The organism is Psychrobacter sp. M13, assembly GCF_030718935.1.
Taxonomy (GTDB): Bacteria; Pseudomonadota; Gammaproteobacteria; order Pseudomonadales; family Moraxellaceae; genus Psychrobacter; species Psychrobacter immobilis_G.
Genome location: NZ_CP132194.1, coordinates 235,079 through 254,972, shown reverse-complemented (window position 1 = coordinate 254,972; position 19,894 = coordinate 235,079). Strand labels below are relative to the sequence as shown.

Annotated in this window: 16 protein-coding genes and 4 tRNA genes; 11 read left to right on the top strand and 9 right to left on the bottom strand. The window is 42.3% G+C overall.

Annotated elements, in window-relative coordinates:
* Positions 1-52 precede the first annotated feature (52 nt).
* From Q9G97_RS01135 to hemA, 3 genes are all read right to left on the bottom strand, one after another.
* The gene (locus Q9G97_RS01135; protein WP_305899389.1) at positions 53-490 is read right to left on the bottom strand and encodes a YeeE/YedE family protein; all 438 of its coding nucleotides are present in this window, start codon (positions 488-490) and stop codon (positions 53-55) included.
* A 170-nt stretch (positions 491-660) separates the two neighbouring features.
* Positions 661-1,818 carry an aminotransferase class V-fold PLP-dependent enzyme gene (locus Q9G97_RS01130; protein WP_305899388.1) on the bottom strand — a complete coding sequence of 386 codons (1,158 nt, stop codon included), beginning with the start codon at positions 1,816-1,818 and terminating at the stop codon, positions 661-663.
* Positions 1,819-2,416: 598 nt separating this feature from the next.
* Entirely contained in the window at positions 2,417-3,748 is a 1,332-nt protein-coding gene (hemA, locus tag Q9G97_RS01125; protein ID WP_305899387.1) for a glutamyl-tRNA reductase, read from the bottom strand.
* Between the two features lie 592 nt (positions 3,749-4,340).
* On the opposite strand from hemA, the gene Q9G97_RS01120 reads away from it, so the two are divergent.
* The 10 genes from Q9G97_RS01120 (at position 4,341) to Q9G97_RS01075 (ending at position 13,639) form a co-directional block, all read left to right on the top strand.
* The gene (locus Q9G97_RS01120; RefSeq protein ID WP_305899386.1) at positions 4,341-6,284 is read left to right on the top strand and encodes a tetratricopeptide repeat protein; all 1,944 of its coding nucleotides are present in this window, start codon (positions 4,341-4,343) and stop codon (positions 6,282-6,284) included.
* Between the two features lie 112 nt (positions 6,285-6,396).
* The gene (gene lolB / locus Q9G97_RS01115; protein WP_305899385.1) at positions 6,397-7,023 is read left to right on the top strand and encodes a lipoprotein insertase outer membrane protein LolB; all 627 of its coding nucleotides are present in this window, start codon (positions 6,397-6,399) and stop codon (positions 7,021-7,023) included.
* A gap of 23 nt (positions 7,024-7,046) precedes the next feature.
* Entirely contained in the window at positions 7,047-8,021 is a 975-nt protein-coding gene (gene ispE, locus Q9G97_RS01110; protein ID WP_305899384.1) for a 4-(cytidine 5'-diphospho)-2-C-methyl-D-erythritol kinase, read from the top strand.
* 215 nt (positions 8,022-8,236) lie between these two features.
* Positions 8,237-8,312, top strand: a tRNA-Gln gene (locus Q9G97_RS01105).
* A gap of 257 nt (positions 8,313-8,569) precedes the next feature.
* Positions 8,570-8,645 (top strand) — tRNA-Gln (locus tag Q9G97_RS01100).
* 139 nt (positions 8,646-8,784) lie between these two features.
* Positions 8,785-9,732, top strand: coding sequence for a ribose-phosphate pyrophosphokinase (locus tag Q9G97_RS01095; RefSeq protein ID WP_201571129.1), 948 nt, complete (start codon positions 8,785-8,787; stop codon positions 9,730-9,732).
* 329 nt (positions 9,733-10,061) lie between these two features.
* Complete coding sequence (locus Q9G97_RS01090; protein ID WP_201571128.1) at positions 10,062-10,760, top strand: 50S ribosomal protein L25/general stress protein Ctc; 699 nt, start codon at positions 10,062-10,064, stop codon at positions 10,758-10,760.
* Positions 10,761-10,992: 232 nt separating this feature from the next.
* Complete coding sequence (gene pth, locus Q9G97_RS01085; protein WP_305899383.1) at positions 10,993-11,574, top strand: aminoacyl-tRNA hydrolase; 582 nt, start codon at positions 10,993-10,995, stop codon at positions 11,572-11,574.
* A 485-nt stretch (positions 11,575-12,059) separates the two neighbouring features.
* Complete coding sequence (panD, locus tag Q9G97_RS01080) at positions 12,060-12,440, top strand: aspartate 1-decarboxylase (protein WP_201571126.1); 381 nt, start codon at positions 12,060-12,062, stop codon at positions 12,438-12,440.
* Positions 12,441-12,667: 227 nt separating this feature from the next.
* Positions 12,668-13,639, top strand: coding sequence for a calcium/sodium antiporter (locus tag Q9G97_RS01075; RefSeq protein WP_305899382.1), 972 nt, complete (start codon positions 12,668-12,670; stop codon positions 13,637-13,639).
* Between the two features lie 127 nt (positions 13,640-13,766).
* On the opposite strand, the gene Q9G97_RS01070 is transcribed toward Q9G97_RS01075, so the two are convergent.
* The 3 genes from Q9G97_RS01070 to Q9G97_RS01060 form a co-directional block, all read right to left on the bottom strand.
* The gene (locus tag Q9G97_RS01070; RefSeq protein WP_305899381.1) at positions 13,767-14,420 is read right to left on the bottom strand and encodes an RDD family protein; all 654 of its coding nucleotides are present in this window, start codon (positions 14,418-14,420) and stop codon (positions 13,767-13,769) included.
* A gap of 309 nt (positions 14,421-14,729) precedes the next feature.
* Positions 14,730-14,806 (bottom strand) — tRNA-Arg (locus tag Q9G97_RS01065).
* Between the two features lie 185 nt (positions 14,807-14,991).
* A tRNA-Ser gene (locus tag Q9G97_RS01060) sits at positions 14,992-15,081 on the bottom strand.
* A 306-nt stretch (positions 15,082-15,387) separates the two neighbouring features.
* On the opposite strand from Q9G97_RS01060, the gene Q9G97_RS01055 reads away from it, so the two are divergent.
* Positions 15,388-16,188 carry a hydroxymethylpyrimidine/phosphomethylpyrimidine kinase gene (locus Q9G97_RS01055; RefSeq protein ID WP_305899380.1) on the top strand — a complete coding sequence of 267 codons (801 nt, stop codon included), beginning with the start codon at positions 15,388-15,390 and terminating at the stop codon, positions 16,186-16,188.
* A 185-nt stretch (positions 16,189-16,373) separates the two neighbouring features.
* On the opposite strand, the gene Q9G97_RS01050 is transcribed toward Q9G97_RS01055, so the two are convergent.
* The 3 genes from Q9G97_RS01050 to tilS form a co-directional block, all read right to left on the bottom strand.
* Positions 16,374-16,943, bottom strand: coding sequence for a YggT family protein (locus Q9G97_RS01050; RefSeq protein WP_201571117.1), 570 nt, complete (start codon positions 16,941-16,943; stop codon positions 16,374-16,376).
* A gap of 96 nt (positions 16,944-17,039) precedes the next feature.
* Entirely contained in the window at positions 17,040-17,915 is an 876-nt protein-coding gene (proC, locus tag Q9G97_RS01045; protein ID WP_305899379.1) for a pyrroline-5-carboxylate reductase, read from the bottom strand.
* Positions 17,916-18,215: 300 nt separating this feature from the next.
* On the bottom strand, positions 18,216-19,793 hold the full coding sequence (tilS, locus tag Q9G97_RS01040; RefSeq protein WP_305899378.1) for a tRNA lysidine(34) synthetase TilS: 1,578 nt from the start codon (positions 19,791-19,793) through the stop codon (positions 18,216-18,218).
* Positions 19,794-19,894 lie beyond the last annotated feature (101 nt).

Sequence of the window (19,894 nt, the reverse complement as noted above, 5' to 3'; positions counted from 1 at the left end):
TATTTCTCGCAATTTATCTTTATAGAAACCGTTTTATCATAGGTGAAAGGTATCAAATAATGCCCAAAACCTGCCGTCCGATAAATACTGTTGCAATACCAAAACCCATAAAGGTCGCGGTGGCTGCCATAGAGCGTGGTGATAAGCGTGCATTACCGCATATGCCATGACCACTAGTACAGCCTGAGCCCAAGCGCGTGCCAAAGCCGACTATCAGTCCTGCAATAATGAGTAATGGCAAAGAGCTTGTCACTTGCACGGCTGGTAGTGGAGCGATTAACTGATAGAGTAACGGTGAGACGATAAGCCCCAGTACAAACAGCACTTGCCAAAGCTCTAATCCTTTAGGTTTTAATAAGCTTGCAGCGATGCCACTAATACCAGCGATGCGTCCGATACCCAATAGCAAAATGACAGTTGCTACCCCTATCATCAGGCCACCTACTAATGATATCGGGGTAAAAACTTGCCAGTCTATTTGTATGCTCATAATTAGTTACTCATTCTGATTTTATTTGACTTAATGTCATCGCACTATTATACATTATATTATAAAGTATAATATAGTGATAAAAAAATACTGAGTCACTATCTTTAGTAACTCAGTATTAGTAACTCAGTATTTTTATGCTAATAAGCGCTTAACTAATAAAAGTCTTATTAGCTAGGCTGTTTTTCGATAACTTGATTTAGTATCGTTTCAAAACGCTCAACGGCACTATCGATATCTTGTAGTTTATCAAAACCAAATAGACCTAAGCGGAAGGTTTTGAAGCTCTCAGGCTCGCCCACTTTTAAAGGAACACCTGAGGCAATTTGCATGCCTGCTTCAGCAAAGGCGCTACCTTTATGCATATCATCACGGCTGGTATAAGAAACTACAACGCCTGGCGCTTTATAACCTTCGGCGGCAACGCTCTCAAAGCCTTTAGACTCTAGTACATGGCGGATACGGTTACCCAGTTCCCACTGCGCGTCACATAGCTTGTCTAAACCGATCTTTTTGGCCTCATTAACCGTGTCACGGAACTGGCGTAAGCTATCGGTTGGCATAGTCGCATGATACGCATGACCACCGTTTTCAAAGGCGCGCATAATCGTGAGCCACTGTTTTAGATCTAAGCTAAAGCTATTAGATTCAGTCGTTTCTACCTTGGCAATGGCCGCTTCGCTCATCATGACGATGCCGGCACAAGGGGTACTGCTCCAGCCTTTTTGTGGTGCACTGATTAATAGATCAATACCCAGCTCTTTCATATCGAGCCACACACAGCCTGAAGCGATACAATCGATAACTAACAAGCCACCAACGCTATGAGTAGCTTCGGCTAAGGCTTTGATATAATGGTTTGGTAAGATAATACCTGCTGAGGTCTCGACGTGCGGCGCAAATACAATACCAGGCTTAAGCTCTTTGATCTTGGCAACGGCGACTTCGATATCTACAGGAGCAAATGGCTTTTTTGCATCACTGCTTTCGTTAGTATCTTCAGCGTGATGCGCAGCTAGTACGGTATTAGTATTGCCAAGTTTATTTTTTTCTAAGATCTGCGTCCAACGATAGCTAAAGTAACCGTTACGGATCACTAACGTATCTTGGTCTTGAGCCAACTGAGCCGCTACTGCCTCCATACCATAAGTTCCAGCACCTGGAATAATAGCGACCGCTTCAGCTTTATAGACTGACTTTAGATCACGTGACAGATCATTCATGACTTGCTGGAATGAGCTTGACATGTGATTTAGGGCGCGGTCAGTATAGACTACTGAATACTCTAATAAACCTTCTGGATCAATATCTTTTAGTAATGCAGACATAGGACTTTCCTTGTTGGTTGTTGAAATATAAGTGAAGTAAGTTTAAATAAATAGAAATAAAATAAATAGAGATAAAACTGAGCTAGTGCTTGCTTATCGCTCTAGTAAAAAGTCTGATGGTGCTCAATAACTTTTAGACACAACTATAGGGCTTATTACAGGGTTTGCTACTCAGGTATTGAAGAAGGTGCTGCATGAGATTGACGATATAGCACTTTTACCTTGCACTATTGCCGTTGATAAGTTATGTCTAATGATAAGTCTAGGCAATACTGCTTTGACATCAGTACCATCATGGTTGTAGCGTGGCGGCAGACAGATGATAATGGAACTGTTGGTTATGAAATAACAGTAACGATAATTGATATATTACCGCTATGTTTTGTGTACTACTATACTTTTAACCAAGACAAATTTGAGCGTTTGACCAAGATAAGTTGTTGATTAATATATTAGGTAAATCGATTATTAACACATTCTAAAATAACAGAATTTTAGGCTATTGTCATCAGTTATTAGCGCTTTAAAAGCAATCTTAAAGTTCTGAGCCTAATACTAATAGTTATAGTAGATAATGGTTTGCCAATATAGTGACGCATTATCTGCGCTTGCGATAAGCACCATGCAAGCCTGAAACCACAAAATCAAGTAGCTCACTGTCACCTTCACGAGCCGCTTTACGCATCAGCTTGGAGGGAGCATGGCTCAAAGTTTGGGTAAGCTGCCGCGTCAACTCAACCATTGCTGAATTCGCATCAATCTCACCACTATCGAGCTTTTTGAGAGCATTGCCAAGTATCTCCTCAACTTGCAGCTGGGTGTGATTGCGGTATTGCTCGATATCATGCCCTACTTTACGTACCTGAAAGCGTCGTTCTATCTCAACCACTAATTGACTAACCAACAATTCCGCATCTACTGCTGCTTGGCGGCGTCGCTCTAGATTACCTGCTATAACATGCTGCAAGTCATCAACTGAATATAGATACACATCATCCATTTGACTGATAGTTGAGTCAATATCGCGCGGCACGGCCAAATCTATCATTAGCATAGGTCTATAGCGACGAATCTTGAGCGCTTGAGCGGTCATATTCTTATTGATCAGTACATCCATACTGCCACTACAGCTACTCACGATGTCCGCCTCTGCTAGTACCTGTGGTAGCTCTTGTAATAGGCGCACCTCGACACTGAAAGTCGCTAACTTAAGGTTGGCTTGACGCAGCTCAGTCGCTAACGCTTCAGCACGTTCAGGACTGCGATTACAGATGATAATTCGACCGACACCTAATCCTGCTATATGAGTAGCTACTAGACGATTCATCTCACCAGCTGCGACGACAACTAGCGTACGACTGGGTAGATTATCAAAAATCTGGGTGACCAATTTAGCAGCGGCAAATCCTAAAGACACCGCTTGCGCACCAACGTTGGTCTCATTGCGCACGCGTTTGGCGGCAGCAAACACTTGATCTATAATCCAACCTAACTGCGAGCTTAGCGCCTGTTCTGTATGTGCCAATTGCACAGCTTGCTTGATCTGACCGAGTATTTGTGGCTCACCTAAGATCATAGAGTCAAGACCTGCGGCGACTCGTAACCAGTGAGTGAGTGCATGGGTATCTTGATGCACATATAAAAAGGGTTCAATCTGAGCTGCCGATAATTTTTTAAAATCACCAAGCCAGGATTTAATATCAGCAATGTGCTGCTCCATCGCTACAGTTATCGAACCCGTTGCGCTGATTGGTTGCGGCATTAACGCATAGATTTCTGTACGATTGCAGGTTGAAACAATGACACTACCATCGGTAAAGGTTCTGAGTTGGACTAACGCACTATTTATATCATCACCCACGAACGCCAAGCGCTCACGCAAAGCGATTGGTGCGGTTTTGTGATTGACCCCAATGACCACTAATCTCATTATTGATAAACCATAAATATAAAGTGCATGCTATTTATTTGTCTGCTATTTTCATTTGATAGTGACAGTCGCTTAACAAATACTACTTATCAAGCGATAGCTTAGACAGTGTTACTCACTTGCATAGATAAAAAGACGCCTAAAACAGTCATAATAACTGCTGCCCTAAGCACAGGACTGGCTATTATATCACTGTTGCTTACTCTTTTGACACAGGGGTACTTTTTTGACACAGACCTAAAGTAGGTAACGGTAATGGTCTGTATTTGGGCAAAATAGCAATAAATCAACTGCTACTATATTTTTAATCATTGCTGTACTTTTAGTCACTACACCTCATACCCATCTTATTTATTGCTAAATTGATTTGCTAAGCCTCGATAAGTATCATCAGTAATAAAAACAGAGACGTATGCTTAGTAATGTAATAAAGACATAGTCGTTAGATTTGCAGTTATCTGATTATAAATAACAGGAGTACTATTGTTTATTGACGTCATCCGCTCTTATACTACTTATAATTACAATAGGGTTTATAATTATAAGTAGTATAAGAGCGGATGACTATAGCTATGGATGAATATGACTGTCTATGAGATTTTTTAAGTTTCGTAATCATGCACAACTGGTGTTCAAACCTGCCTGCGATCACTCTTTGGGTATTCGCCGTTTTATCGATGCTATTATCGATCGATTACAGCAGCGACGTAAGCTGACGTTATTGTTGGCGGCTTGCCTGTACTTAGCTATGCCCGCTTACGCTGAGGCTCATCTATTTAGCCCTTTGCTAGAAGCTATACTTCCCAAGAGTGATACTAGTGATTTGTCTCAAGCCAAGAACACCACTACTGTTGCTCTTGATATAGATGATAAAATTAATAAAAACAATCTGCCGACAGTCTTTACTAACCATCTATTTTCAATCGACTCTTCTCAGTCAGCTCTTGATGAGCCAAGTTTGTATGCTCTGCTAGACGCTGAGTTTGCCGCTAATCGTGGTGATACCCGTCGTGCTTTGACAATCTACAAGCAGCAATCCTTCAAGCAGGAGGCTACCGCCGTGTTTGAGCGTGCGCTTAGTTTTTCGCTAGACAATGAAAATATCAGTGACTCGTTAATCTTTGCCAAAACTTGGCAGGATCAAAACCCTGATCACGTTCCTGCTTGGTTTTATGTGGCGCACTTAGCATTGAAAGCGCACGATTATAGGCTAGCAGGCGAAACCCTCAATCGTATTCTGCGCTACGATCCGCGTGCAGATCTAAGCGAAATATTGATCGGTATTTATCCTGATAGTATCGACGATCAGCGTGAGCTACTTGCGGCTTTGCAACCTATTGATAGCCAAGAAAACGCTTCATTATCAGTACTCAAAGCAGGTCTACTTTATCAGTTCAATGATCCGCAAAATGCGCTTATTCATATTAATCGGGCGCTACTTAGTCAATCTGACTATGTGCCTTTTATCACCTTAAAAGCAGACATTTTACGTAAAATTGAACCTACTGAAACTGTATTGAACTATGTTAATCAAGCGCGCTTGCGTAATGCAGATAGCAAGAACTTATATTTGTATGAGATTCGCTATTTGCTAGATCTAAAGCAAAGCCAAGAGGCGTGGCAGCTATTACTAGAGGCGCACAGTCGCTTTGAAGATGATCCTGAAATTACACTGCTTGCCGCATTAGTCAGCTTGGATGTTGAGCAATATCGCAGTGCCGATCGGCTATTAAACGTCTTAGCGAAGACGCCTGCTTATCTAGACCAAGCCTATTACTATTTAGGTATCAGTGCTGAGCGTCAACAACGTTTTGAGCAAGCAAAATACTATCTCAATGGGGTTGTGCGTGAGGACTTAGTTCTAGCTGCGCGCGAAAAAGTCGTCGCTCTTGAGCTGTTAAATAATAATTTTGAATCCGCTATTACGACCTTGCAGCTATTGCGCCAACAGCATAGTGTGTTTGCACCTGAGAGCTTCGTTATGCAAGCGGATATTCTATGGCAACAAAATGAGCCTGAAGAGGCGCTGCAGTTATTAACGCGCGCCAGTCGCAAATATCCAGATAATCAGCTGGTTTTGTTTGCTCGGGCGCAACTGCTTGATGATCGTCGAGACTATGTCGTTAAGCGGGCTTTGCTCAATCATTTGCAAGCATTAGAGCCTAGCAATTTGAATTATCAGCTCAGTTACGCGCAGCTATTATTGGCTAATAATCGCGGCTCAGAGCAAGGGCTAGCACTGGCAAATACGATCATTCAGATTCGTTACGATGATCCGCGTTATGACAATGAGCTGCACTTGCAGGCGCTCAATATACTCGCCAGCGACGCCCTTGCCACTGACAACTACACTCAAGTCATAAGTTACCTACAGACCCCTTATGAGGTGCTGCCTACATTACGCTCAGGTACGTTATTACTCCGTGCTTATCAAGGCTTAGGCAATAATGAAAAAGTGGCAGATTTGCTCGCAGATTTGCAACAACGCTTTTCATTTGGTCAACAAAACGTCAATGATAGAGTGCAGTTGTATTGATTTAAAAGACAAGGCTCCAAAGATAAACTAACATTCATGCATAACTGGGCAACATAAATGGCTTAAGCTGTGTCTAACTTTTAGAGCTCATTAATAATTTTAAGGTATAACTATGTCAGCCGTGCTAACAACAACTTCGCATAAAACTGCTAAATCTAACAAAATACTATCCATAGCAACTATGAGCGCAGCACTATTAGTTATCTCGGGTTGTCAATCACTACCTAAGAACCAAGCAGTGACTACGCCTACAACGATACCAACTGAAAAACTTTCTGATTTCAACATAAATGGTAAGATTGGTGTGACTATGCCTGCTGATACAGGTACACAAGGTGGCAGTGCGTTCTATGCTTGGGGTCAGCAAAACGAGCGTTTTGCTATTGAGCTCATTGGTGCTTTGGGTATCGGTAAAACTAACATCGAATATGATGGTCAGACCGCAACGCTAGTCAGTGAAAAAACAGGTACACTGACCGCAGATGACCCTGAAACTTTGCTCCAGCAAGCGACTGGTTGGCAAGCGCCTATTTCACAAATGCCCTATTGGATATCAGGGCGCGCGGCACCTTCAGATAGCGCGCCACAGTTAGATGCGCAAAATCGCTTGATTAGCTCAGCTAATGGCGATTGGAGCGCCAGCTTTAATTATAAAGGCAATGATAAGCTGCCGAATAAGATCACAGCTATCCAACCAGCAGGTCATAAAGTAGTCATGACCATTAATCATCAAAATTAATAGCTTTTATTATAGACATAGTTATGGCCTCAACCGATACTCCTTTAGATAGCTTAATCACTCGCTTGTCTCCTGCAAAGATCAACTTATTTTTGCATATTACTGGCAAGCGAGCGGATGGCTATCATAACTTGCAAACGGTATTTCGCCTGCTTGATTGGGGTGATTACTTGCATTTTCTGCCTTCTGAAAGAATAGATTTGGATGATATTTTTACCTTTGATAGTGATGGCAATCAGCAAGCCATTAGCATTTGCAAAAAGCTGATTACAATTGCAGGTGCAGACAGTATCACTGTGAGCTTAGAAGATAATTTGATATTTAAAGCGGCACGCGTTTTATTACTAGCGGCTATAGACATGCAAAAGCTGCCTGATCATTTGCAAAAAGTGACTATTACTTTAGACAAACACTTGCCAATGGGCGCAGGCTTAGGCGGTGGCTCATCCAATGCAGCGACGACTTTTCTTGCGCTTAACGAGATTTGGCAGTTCAATCTAAGCCGCGATGAATTGATAAAAATTGCCACCACTATTGGCGCAGATGTACCAATATTTATTTTTGGTCAAGATGCTATCGCTATGGGTATTGGTGAGAAGCTAACGGCTATAGATTTACTCAATCAGCACTATTTGATCCTAACGCCTGATGCTCATGTCAATACGGCCAAACTTTTTGCCCATGCAGAGCTACAGCGAAATATCGCCTCTTTATCAGTTGACACTATTAAAAATAAGACTGATGACTATGTGCAATATTTAAATATGCCCTATCAAAACGTCTTTACACCCGTAGTCACTGCCCTTGCTCCAGCGGTTAGCGAAGCGCTCATTTATCTGCAAAGCTTAGAGTCGCAAGCGCAAGCGACTGCACGCATGACCGGCTCAGGAAGTGCGGTATTTTTACCTTTGGATGCGAGTGTTGTGGCTGATGAAGTACTTCTGGCGAAGTGGATTGCAGATGCGCCTTGCCCTGCTTTTTTGGTGGATAATTTATAGTTTTGGTTTGATCTACAAGATTTTTCGCGTACTGTTTTTGAGCGTTACTGGTTTATTCAGTGCGCGGGGCACACCCTACGCGAAAATTACAATCAATATAATTCGTTATCAATTTATCAAAACTAAGCTAATTCAATTAATTGTAAACAAATAGCTATAATAATGGTAAACCACTTGCAAAATTTGCAAGTTTATATATAATAGGTCGCCACAATAGGGGTATAGCCAAGTTGGTAAGGCATCAGGTTTTGATCCTGACATCCGTTGGTTCGAGTCCAGCTACCCCTGCCATTTATTAGTTTAAGTTTTATGAGTTGTGCTTTAGTTTTATAGATAGTAATCGATATTTAACCGATTGATTATCTTATAGCAATTGACAACACCCGCCTATTTTCGGTATAGTTCGCAACGAACACCGTTAGGGAAAGTTAGTTATCATTTTAGCGATAGACTAACTGCTAAGTAAAAGCATTTTGTAAATAGTATTCGACGGTCACTAACAGTCATTATGGATATTGTTTACTATTAAATGTTTGCTTGCACATTACAGGGGTATAGCCAAGTTGGTAAGGCATCAGGTTTTGATCCTGACATCCGTTGGTTCGAGTCCAGCTACCCCTGCCATTTTCTACTGTCTTAGCATTAATCGAAACAGACATTAATCAAAACAGCCATTAACGACGTTCATTTCCTTTTTATCTACATTTGGGCAGTTAGACACTGCTTAGCGGTCGCTGCTTGAGTCACTCAATAGGACTTAGTCATGCCATATCTGGCGATTTTTACGGGTACTGCCCACCCTGAACTTGCAAAAACCGTAGCCGACCACCTGCATATTCCTCTAGGTAAAGCTGATATCACGCGTTTTTCTGACGGCGAAATTGCTGTAGAAATCAAAGAACACGTGCGCGGTAAAGATGTATTTATCATGCAACCGACGTGTGCACCTACCAATGATAACCTAATGGAAATCATGATGATGGCTGACGCTTTGCGTCGTTCAAGCGCAGGTCGTATCACGGCTGTTATCCCCTACTTTGGTTATGCTCGCCAAGATCGTCGTCCTCGTTCTGCTCGTGTGCCCATTTCTGCCAAAGTCGTCGCTGATATGCTCAACATTGTCAGCATTGATCGCGTGATGACCGTTGACTTGCATTCGGATCAGATTCAGGGCTTCTTTGATATTCCTGTTGATAACATCTACGCCACTCCTGTGCTACTCAATGATCTTGAAAAACAAGACTACGATAACATTATGGTGGTCTCCCCCGATGTCGGTGGCGTAGTGCGTGCGCGGGCGATGGCTAAGCAATTAGGCGATGCTGATTTGGCTATCATTGATAAGCGTCGTGCACGCGCTAATGAGTCGCAGGTCATGAATATCATCGGTGATGTCCGTGATCGTGACTGTGTGATTGTTGATGATATGGTCGATACCGCAGGTACTTTATGTAAAGCGGCGCAGGCGTTAAAAGATAGTGGTGCTCGCCGCGTATTGGCTTATATTACTCACCCTGTGTTATCGGGTAATGCCCTCAAAAACATTAGCGACTCTGCATTGGATGAGATCGTCGTGACGGATACTATTCCATTATCTGATGAGGCTGCTGCTTGTAGTAAAATCCGCCAAATATCTATCGCACCGATGTTGGCTGAGAGCTTACGTCGTATTAATAACGAAGAATCTATTAGTGCGATGTTTGACGCTTAAATTTTGCAGACGCTAGTTATTAGTTAAAGTCAGCGCTAAAAGTCATTTTTTAGCGCTGACTTTTTGTATGTCTTTCTTATTGCTACAAAACCACGTATAATACGCGCCTGTATTCATTACTAGCTAACATTGCTTATTTTTACGGTTTTTAGGTTCAATAACTTTAGACTTAATAATTTTAAGCCTAGCGACACAATGCATACTTCTTAATTAGTACCTTTTTTATACTCTAAATCAGTACTATATCCGTATCGATTATCCAGCAGTAAACTGGTCGCAAGTTTATTTTTTTGGTAGATACTTTACTTACTTCCTATAGGATTAATCCCATGGCTATTGATCATTTTGCAATTAACGCGGTTGACCGCTCTGCTGAACAACAAGGTAAAGGTGCGAGCCGCCGCCTACGTAAGCAGAATCTAGTTCCTGCTATCATTTATGGTGGTGGTGAAGAGCCAGTCGCTATCTCAATCAAACTAAATGAGATGGTAAAGTCGCTTGAATACGAAGCCTTCTTTTCACAAATCTTGACTATCACTACTGATAAGGGTGATGAGTCGCAAGTTTTTATCAAAGACTTGCAGCGCCATCCAGCTAAAGGCTTTCCAATGCATGCTGACTTTCAGCGCATTGTAAAAGGTCAGAAGATTACGATCAACATCCCTGTGCATTTCTCTGGCCGTGAAGAAGCGCCAGGTACTGCTAAGGGCGGCATCTTATCTACACTAGTATCAGATATCGAAATCTCTTGCTTACCTTCACAATTACCTGAGTACCTAGAAATCGACGTATCAGGTATGGAAATCGGTGATCTATTCCGTCTATCAGATGTTAATCTACCTGAAGGCGCTGTGATCGTAGAGCTTGAGCTTGAAGATGGTCATGATCGTACTATCGTTAACATGCAGCCACCAACGGTTGAAGAAGTTGACGAAGATGCTGATGAAGTTGATGCAGCTGATGTACCAGCGACTGAGCAAGATGGCGACAGCGAAGCTGCTGACGAAGATAAAGACGGCGAAGAATAGCACTTGTTTTGTTATAGCGTAGGTTATTCATTACGTTAGAACAAAAAAGTGACTTAATCAAAAAGCAGCAGGGGATAGCTATCTCCTGCTGTTTTTGTATCATTTATTTTTTATGACTACATTTTAAAAAAGTAACTCATAGTATTCACAGTACTCAAAAGAACTTAATGTTATTTTTTTAAAGTTTATTTTTTAAAATTCATTAACTTTAATATTTCAGCAGAGCATTCCTATGTCTATTAAGCTTATTGTCGGTCTTGGTAATCCTGGCGAGCAATATCAATACACCCGTCATAATGCTGGATTTTGGTTCGTGCAGCATCTAGCGCATCAGTTTAATATATCGCTCTCACATGATAAAAAGTTCCATGGTGTTACAGGACGTGGGCAGATTCACGGGCACGATGTGCGTTTGCTTCTGCCGCTTACCTTTATGAACAAGTCGGGTCAATCTGTGGTACCGATGGTGAATTTTTATAATATCAGCAATGATGAGATATTGATCGCCCATGATGAGCTGGACATTCCAGCGGGTAGCATCAAGCTCAAAACGGCTGGCGGGCATGGTGGGCATAATGGCCTACGTGACATTACCCCACATATTGGCAATGACTTTCATCGTTTGCGCGTCGGTATCGGTCATCCAGGGCACAAGTCCAAGGTTAGTGGTCATGTACTCTCTAAAGCAGCTCCTAATGAGCAGATCGCTATTGATAGCGCATTGAGTGCTGCTTTTGAAGCTTTGCCGCTGTTACTAGATGGCAAAATTGAACGCGCGCGTGAACACATTAATGGTTTTAAATGTCCTGATTGATAGGGTATGATACGCCTACTGTAAAAAACTGCTGTTAACTAGGGTCTGTTGAACATTCGATCTTGGCACTGACAGAGACTATTTTTTAGGCGATTCTAGATTAAAAATATCTAGTTTAGTCATTCTAAGCGGATCTTTTTAATGACGAATCGGCAAAAAAGCGACCTGTCCTTGCAGGCTGATACTAAAATTGCCCTATTCGTTGTAAAAATCTAGCCAAGGCATCTGCATTACCTGCGATTTTTACTTAGACTAGAACCATTTTAGCTATCAGCAGTGCTCATTTATGAATGTTCAACAGACCCTAAAGCCCAATGAATGACTCGACCCATAATTTAACATTTGAATTTTTGGATATTGTCCCCATTAATGCCTTAGTTTAGTCATTAAGTATCAGTGGCTTATCGTCAGTTTCAGTTATAATCATTGTTAGTTTCACTTATTATTAGTTTTATTTATTATCAGATTCACTAAGGAAGCACCTTATGCTACTTAATATGCTCAAATGCAAATTGCATCGCGCTCGTGTTACCCATGCTGAGCTACATTACGAAGGCTCATGTGGTATCGATAGCGATTTGTTAGATCTTGCAGGTCTACGTGAGAACGAATCTATCGATATCTACAATGTCACTAATGGCAAACGCTTTCGCACTTATGCTATCCGCGCTGAGGCAGGTTCAGGCATCATCTCATTGAATGGTGCAGCCGCTCATATGGCAGATTTAGGCGATATCGTCATCATTTGTGCTTATGCTCATTTTGATGAAGTAGAAGCTGCTACTTATGAGCCTAGACTGGTCTATTGCAACGAAGACAATACCGTAAAAGATACTGCGAATATTATCCCTGTGCAAGTGGCGTAAAACTTATAAGCTGGCTAAGCTATTTTTCGGTTCAATATTGCTGAATCAAGTTTATTAATTGTTTAATAAAACTGAACCAGTCTATATTTATCTTAAGTCAAAATTATCGTAAAATAAAACTTATGCTAATATTAAAGCTGAATCTAAATTAAGGTTCAGCTTTTTTTATACCTATTTATTCGCAAATTAATTTATCAAAAAATTATTCTTAATAGAGGATCACTTAGATGTGGCTGGCAATACTGGCAGTAGTTGTAGGTTTAGCAATTTTGGTGTGGAGTGCCGATGTTTTTATCGATGGCGCGGTAGCCTTAGCCAATAAGCTCAATGTACCGAGCTTTTTGATTGGGGTCGTCATATTAGGGCTAGGAACGTCAGCACCAGAGATGGTGGTATCGGTACTCGCCGCATTAGAAGGTAGCCCTGAGCTGGCATTAGGTAATGCTTATGGCTCTAATATTATCAATATCGCTCTAGTATTAGGGGCAACGGTATTAATCAGTCCGATCATCATTCGTAAAAGCATTATCAATCGTGATATGCCATTACTGCTATTTGTGACTGCTGTGGCGGCTTGGCAGCTCAGTGACGGAACTCTGAGTAATGCTGACGGTATGGTGCTCATAGCCTTACTAGTGGCCGTATTGGGTATTCAGATTGTATTAAGCCTACGTGAAGGTAACCATGAGCATGAAGACGATACTATAGAGGACACTACACAAGCTGAACACAGCATGGCAGGTGGACTTGGCAGATTGTTTCTTGGTTTATTGGTACTAGTATTAAGCTCACGTGCTATCGTTTGGGGCGCGGTGGAATTGGCAACGCTTTGGGGCCTGAGTGAGTTGATTATTGGCTTGACGATTGTCGCAGTGGGTACTTCATTGCCTGAATTGGTTGCTAGTATCTCAGCCGCTCGCAAAGGCGAGCATGATATGGCGCTGGGCAACATTATCGGCTCTAATATCTTTAATACTTTGGGTGTTGTGGGGTTAGCGGCATTGATCGCTCCTATTACGCCAAATGCCATTATTTTATCACGCGATATAGTGGTTATGGGTTTGATAACTCTATTGCTATTTGCAATGTGTCTATTTACTTACAAGACTAAGCGCAAATTTGCTCAGGGCTCTGGTATAACGTTGATTTTATTCTTTGTCGGCTATACCTTTATGCTTATTAGAACCGTCAGCATGTAGATTAGTTGATATGATGAAGGTGCTTAGATTTAAATTCTTATCTTTACGGATTCGTATTTAAAATATTAAAAGGGCTTGTTTGATATGTCAAACAAGCCCTTTTAATATTTTATTCAACACGCCCTAATTATTTATTTTTCTTACGGTTCTTAAATCCGCTCCATAACCCTTCATGCTGCTGTTTAGGCATCTTTAAAGTAATGGTATTCGATAACATATCTTGTACCGCAATACCACGGCGATTAAACAAGCAAAATATATAGTTAAACATCAGTCCAAAAACTGCACTGAGTAATAATACCGCTCTTGAACCGCCAATTAAGCTGCCGATAAGCCCGCATAATAAGGGCATCAAGCAGGCCGCTAAGATACGTCTAAAAGACTGTTTCCAAGTTAATAGATGACCGCTATTATTGACCGTTTTGAGCCGCCATGTCTGCATTCCTAAAGTCTGCCCACTACGTCGCCAAAACAGGCCATAGAACCCTACTAACGTCAATATAAATGACGGTGTCATAATAAAGTTCTGATACCAAGTCGGTAATGACTGCGCCTGTGCTGACTCAGTACCCGTTTGCATGGTCAATAGTGTACCGATCACCGTTAACACCGTCCCAACCAAGAATAGCAGCGCTAGGATGAGCATACCGTCATAGACGATAGCGATAACCCGCTCCGTTGGACTGGCAATGGTCGGCTCTTCAATTTCAGGTGTTTGCGTGGGACGCGCCTTTCGCTGTAGCTTAGGTTTTGCACTCGCTTTTGACGTACTCTTTGACATAGTATAGATAGCCTAAAGGTTTAGATATTATATAGATTTGAATAATAAAAAATTTTAAATAACAATTAGTTATATGGTGACTATTGTAGCGTAATCAAAGCCTTTGCGTAATAAGAAGCCTTTGGCGTAATCAAAAGCCTTTAGCATAGCTTATGCTTACTTTGTGTGCAGGCATGAAGCCAAAGCGGCGCTATAATAAACTAACCCGCTTCATATGCTATATAAAACCTGCAGACATAAAAAAATCGCCAAAGTGTCATAAGACAGGCGATTGATTTAGGTGTTGCTTTAAGCTTGTGATAATGCAAATGGTGCGCCCGGAGAGATTCGAACTCCCGACCCCTTAGTTCGTAGCCAAGTGCTCTATCCAACTGAGCTACGGGCGCGTATTTTGCACATTATCTACTGCTAAGTTAGTAACTTTTGCAGCAAATTAAGTTGGCTATTATATAGATAATATAGCTAGTGTCAATATTTTTATTAGTAAAAGTAAAATTATTTCTAATCAAACACTGTTAATAGCAACTAACCGTAATAAGCTATATTGTAAATCTATAAACAACCGAATAAATGGAGGTGAAAGAGGGATTCGAACCCTCGATACGCGCAAACGTATGGTTCCTTAGCAGGGAACTGGTTTCAGCCACTCACCCATTTCACCAAGCGAGATAAGACTTCTATGAGATAGAATACAGTATCGATGCTAATGATACGTCTTAGTCGTGGGCAGTATTATAACAAAGCTAAAATGAATTGCAAGCCTTGGATGCAAATTTTATGACGCTTTTGCCATAATAACGATTTATTTAGGCATCTAAAGTTTATAAGGTCAGTTTATTGAGATCTTATTGTGTATATTGCTTTAGAACTTACTATGGCTTTTTGATCTCAAGCTCGCTATAGTCATTAGCAATTAAAATTTACCATTAAAAATAATTAAAATTCTATGTGCAAACAAGGAGGCGCTATGCGACCCGTAGTATTGTGTTTTTCAGGATTAGATCCCTCTGGCGGTGCTGGGTTGCAAGCAGACATCGAGGCTATCGGTCAAGCAGGCGCTCATGCTGCTATCGCTTGTACGGCTATCACTATTCAAAGCTCGCAGCAAGTACTCGGCTTTGAAGCTTGTGCTGCTGAATTAGTACAAGCACAAGCGACTACGGTACTAGATGATTTACCTGTCAAAGCTATTAAATCAGGCATGCTCGGCACTACTGATAATATCGCTATGCTCACTGAGCTGTTCGCTAAGCAGATTATCGCGAAAGACACGCCTTTTATCTTAGATCCAGTACTAGTCGCCAATAGTGGCGGTAGCTTGGGCGATGAGCAGACGCTAGTCGCTGCGTTTAGACAACTGCTACCCTATGCAACGATCATCACCCCAAACACCCATGAGCTACGTGCACTCAGCGGCGAGCAAGACTTGCATCTCGGTGCAAAAAAGCTGTGCGCAGAGGGGTGTCATGCCGTACTGGTCAAAACCTCTCATGACTTTGACAGTGGCGATATTGAGCAGTATTTGTATGTGCAAGGCGAGATGGTACACAAAAGCATATTACCGCGCCTGCTAGGAGAGTTTCATGGTTCAGGCTGCTCGCTTGCCAGCTTTATCGCAGGACGATTAAGCGTGGGTGACGCCTTGATTGATGCGGTTAAAGCGGCAGATAATTGGATTACGCAAACTTTGATTGCCGCTGATGCTCCTCACCCTGAGGATAAACAAGCTCAACTTATACCCAATCGTTTTGTTTGTTTTAAAAGATAACAATCATTTTAGTTTAGCTTTTGTAGAGTGCGCCATGCGCACCAGTGGCTAGAATGCGATAATAGAAAATTCTATTTAAAGAATTTTAGACATTACTCTAATAGTAAGTGTAAAAAAGACGCCCTATTTAGAGCGTCTTTTTTATTAATAACTAAAATCATCTTTTTAATTAAGACCTAGTATTATTACCCCAGCATTGGCATTAAGCTATTAGCAACCGCACCGACCATGATCTCGATCAAATAAAACGCGAAAAAAGCGGCAATTGGCGACAAATCAAGCATACCCAAATTTGGCATAATACGACGAAACGGTTCTAAAATTGGCTCCGCTAAGCGCATGATGATACCAATGATAGGATGCTGGGATTGAGTAAACACCACAATCCAACTGACGATAATGGAGCCGATGACTAAGTAACGACACATCCGCAAAAAGTCCAAAATCAAGCTTAGGGACCCTTGAAAGAACAGTGGTATCGGCGCAATACCTTTGTTAGCCAATGCCGCCTTGCCAGAGATATCAATCAGACGAATCAAAAACATCAGTACGATAGCGGCAATACTGATACGTCCATTGCCCACTGTTGGGAAAATGCGACCGAACACATCAACGATATGAGTCGCTTTATAAGCGGGCGCAATCAAAGGCTCGCTGGCATCCATATCGGCGAACTGCAACATAAAGCGTATGAACACTAGCAGCATCGCAAAAGTGGTGACTAAGTCGAAAACTTGTAATAGAAAATCGTTCATGAAGCGCTACTCAGTTTGCTTGTAATAAAAATTTAGCTTAATAAATGTTAGTGGCTACAACGTGGCCTTTATTCCTGCTTTACTAACTACTCGTTATTACTTATCACTCTTCATCTCTTCGCCAAGCGCTTTACTGCGATCGTAACAAGCTTGCATAGCCTCACTGATTTGGCGGCCTACTTCATTCGCCTGCATCGATTCGATAGCTGCTTGAGTGGCGCCTTTGTGAGAAGTGACTTTACGACGTAGCTCACTTGGACTATCTTCACTACCTCGAGCCATAGTCGCCGTGCCAAGTACTGTTTGCATCGCTAGTGCTGACGCTTGCTCTTGATCTAATCCTAAAGCAATAGCACCATCGACCATCGACTCAATAAAGTAGAAGATATAAGCGGGCGCAGAACCAGCCACAGCGGTAACCGCATGCATTTGCTCCTCTTTATCGACCCACATCACAAGGCCTGAGGCTTGCATCACTGCGGTCGCAAGCTGCTTTTGCTGATCATTAATATTATCAGTAGCATAAAGTCCTGTTGCGCCCATCTGTATCTTCGATGGTGTGTTTGGCATCGCGCGTACGATATTACTGTAGCCGCCTAGCATCTCAGATAACAGCTCAGTTGACAGGCCAGCAGCTACTGAGATAACTAATTGGTTATCCAGGGCATCGGCAAACTCACTGACCACTTTCTGCATCATTTGCGGCTTGACTGCTAGCACCACCACATCAGCATCAATAACCGCCGCTTTTGGCTCAGTGCTAGCATCAATGGTATTCATATTTTGGCTAGCGTACTGCTCGCGAGTCTCGGCACTGGGCGCTGATACAGTAATCATTTTAGGGTCAGTACCACAGCCTATCAGACCACTAATCAAGGCCTGCGCCATATTACCGCCACCGATAAAGCTTATTTTTTTATTCTTTAATTGACTGTTCAATTGATTATTTGCATTATTATTTTGTGCTGACATAGTACTCTCCTAACGATCACTGCACTTGACGAGGTCCACCCTGACGATACTAAGACAATGGCGACATTGGCATAGCGGCAACGATTAAAAATATACAAGGGCAAATCTAAGCCATCTCTGGCTAAAATTCTAAGATAATCACTTATAAAATGCCAGCTAGTTTAGCATACTGCCCTTAAGGCCGTTTGATAAATTAGTGACGACAAATACTACTATCAACGATAAAGCTCTGATTAAACCGCTTAAAACATCTAGCATCCCAGCTTAAAGCATTCAGAAAAACAGCGACGTTAAGCACTGCTAATTGTTCAAATACAGATTATTGTTAATCACTGTTTTCAAATCAAATTTTTGGGTATTAAAACCTGAGCCTGTATCTAGCATCCAACTATCAAAAGGGGAAATTAATAGTAGCGGCAACTCAATAGTCGTTTCAGAGTCAGTTGTTATCACGCTCATCACGGCTAAACTCTCGCGTAACCAAAGGGGCACACCTAGAGTTTGGTAGAGTTTTTTGCCAGACTGCGCCTGTCCTGCCAACTGAGTTTTTAGCTTTTGTTGGCGAGTCAGTGCTGTAACTTTTATGATTAACTCATTCTTCTTCGTTAATAGGAGCGATGCCAGCTCACTTGATGCCAGCTCACTTGATGCCAACTCACTTGATGCCAGCTCACTTAACGACAACGACAGCTGCCAACTATAGCGCTTATCTTGCATACAGCCATCTTTAAGCAAATCTATAGTGACAGTGTCCTGATCCATAGAAACAAGCTGGGTCTGCGCAGCTGGTGCTACGCTTAGCCAGTCAAGCCATGATTGGCTAAGTCGATACAGCTGCTCACGGTAGCGGCGAATACTGTAACGCTGGTTTTGTGCATACCATTCCAGCTGGGTTTGATGATTATTATCTTGGCGTTGAATTAACAGCATTACTTCATCAATCAACTGCTTAGTAGGCGGTAGTGGCTCATCTTGCGCTAGCCAAAAATGAAGCAGTTGGCGCTGTCGATAACGAGGCAAAACAGCTAACTTATCGATAGCTAGTACGCGCTGAGCAGGTGCTAAGCTTAATGCCTCGATACCTGTCTGTTGCCAGTCTTGCATGGCTTGCGATTCAACGGTCGCTGCCGCATCGCTAAGTAGTTGGGCACTACGAGCTATATTTTCTATGACGTTCGAATTATAATTCGTGAGTTGCGGCATGACATTTCGGCGCAGACGGCTGCGGACATTATCCCCGTCCTCATTGGTCGGATCATCGATATAAGGTAGCTGTAATTGCTCAGCATAGCGGCTGATAGTAGTACGACGCACTGTCAGCCAAGGTCGCCACAGTACATTGTGTCGCGCGCCCTGCGATTGCTCACGCCATGCTTGCATAGCGGCTAGGCCCTTGACGCCAGCCCCTTGCATAAGTCGCATCAGCATAGTTTCAGCTTGGTCATCGCCGTGGTGAGCTAATAACAATACATCGCCTTGATTGATATGGGCTAGCATTGCTTGATAACGTGCTTTTCGCGCCGCTTGCTCATCACCACCTTTTACCTCTGCTTGCAAAATAGTACAAGATAGCTGCTGAGCTTGCGCCCAACCTGCGACATGCGCTGCCCAAAGCTGACTATCGGCTTGTAGGTTATGATCAACGTGCAACAGCTGTGGCAAAAAACTCAGCTTACCTTGCTGATAGAGCTGCACACATAGTGCCGCTAAAGCGAGAGAATCGCGCCCACCGCTACAGGCCAGCCAAATACGGCGACCTCGTAAATTTTCACTATACTCACTAGCACTGGCTAACAATGACTTTGCAAGCGTTTGATCCATATGCGCGTGGATAGTGATTGGCTCAATAGGATATGGCTTTATGGCAGTACTATTCATATTTAGCCTTATTTGATACTGTACTTTGTGCAGAATTATAAACTAAACAACGCTCACAAAAAAACGCACTATCAAGTAGTACGCTTTTTGTGAGTGCAAGT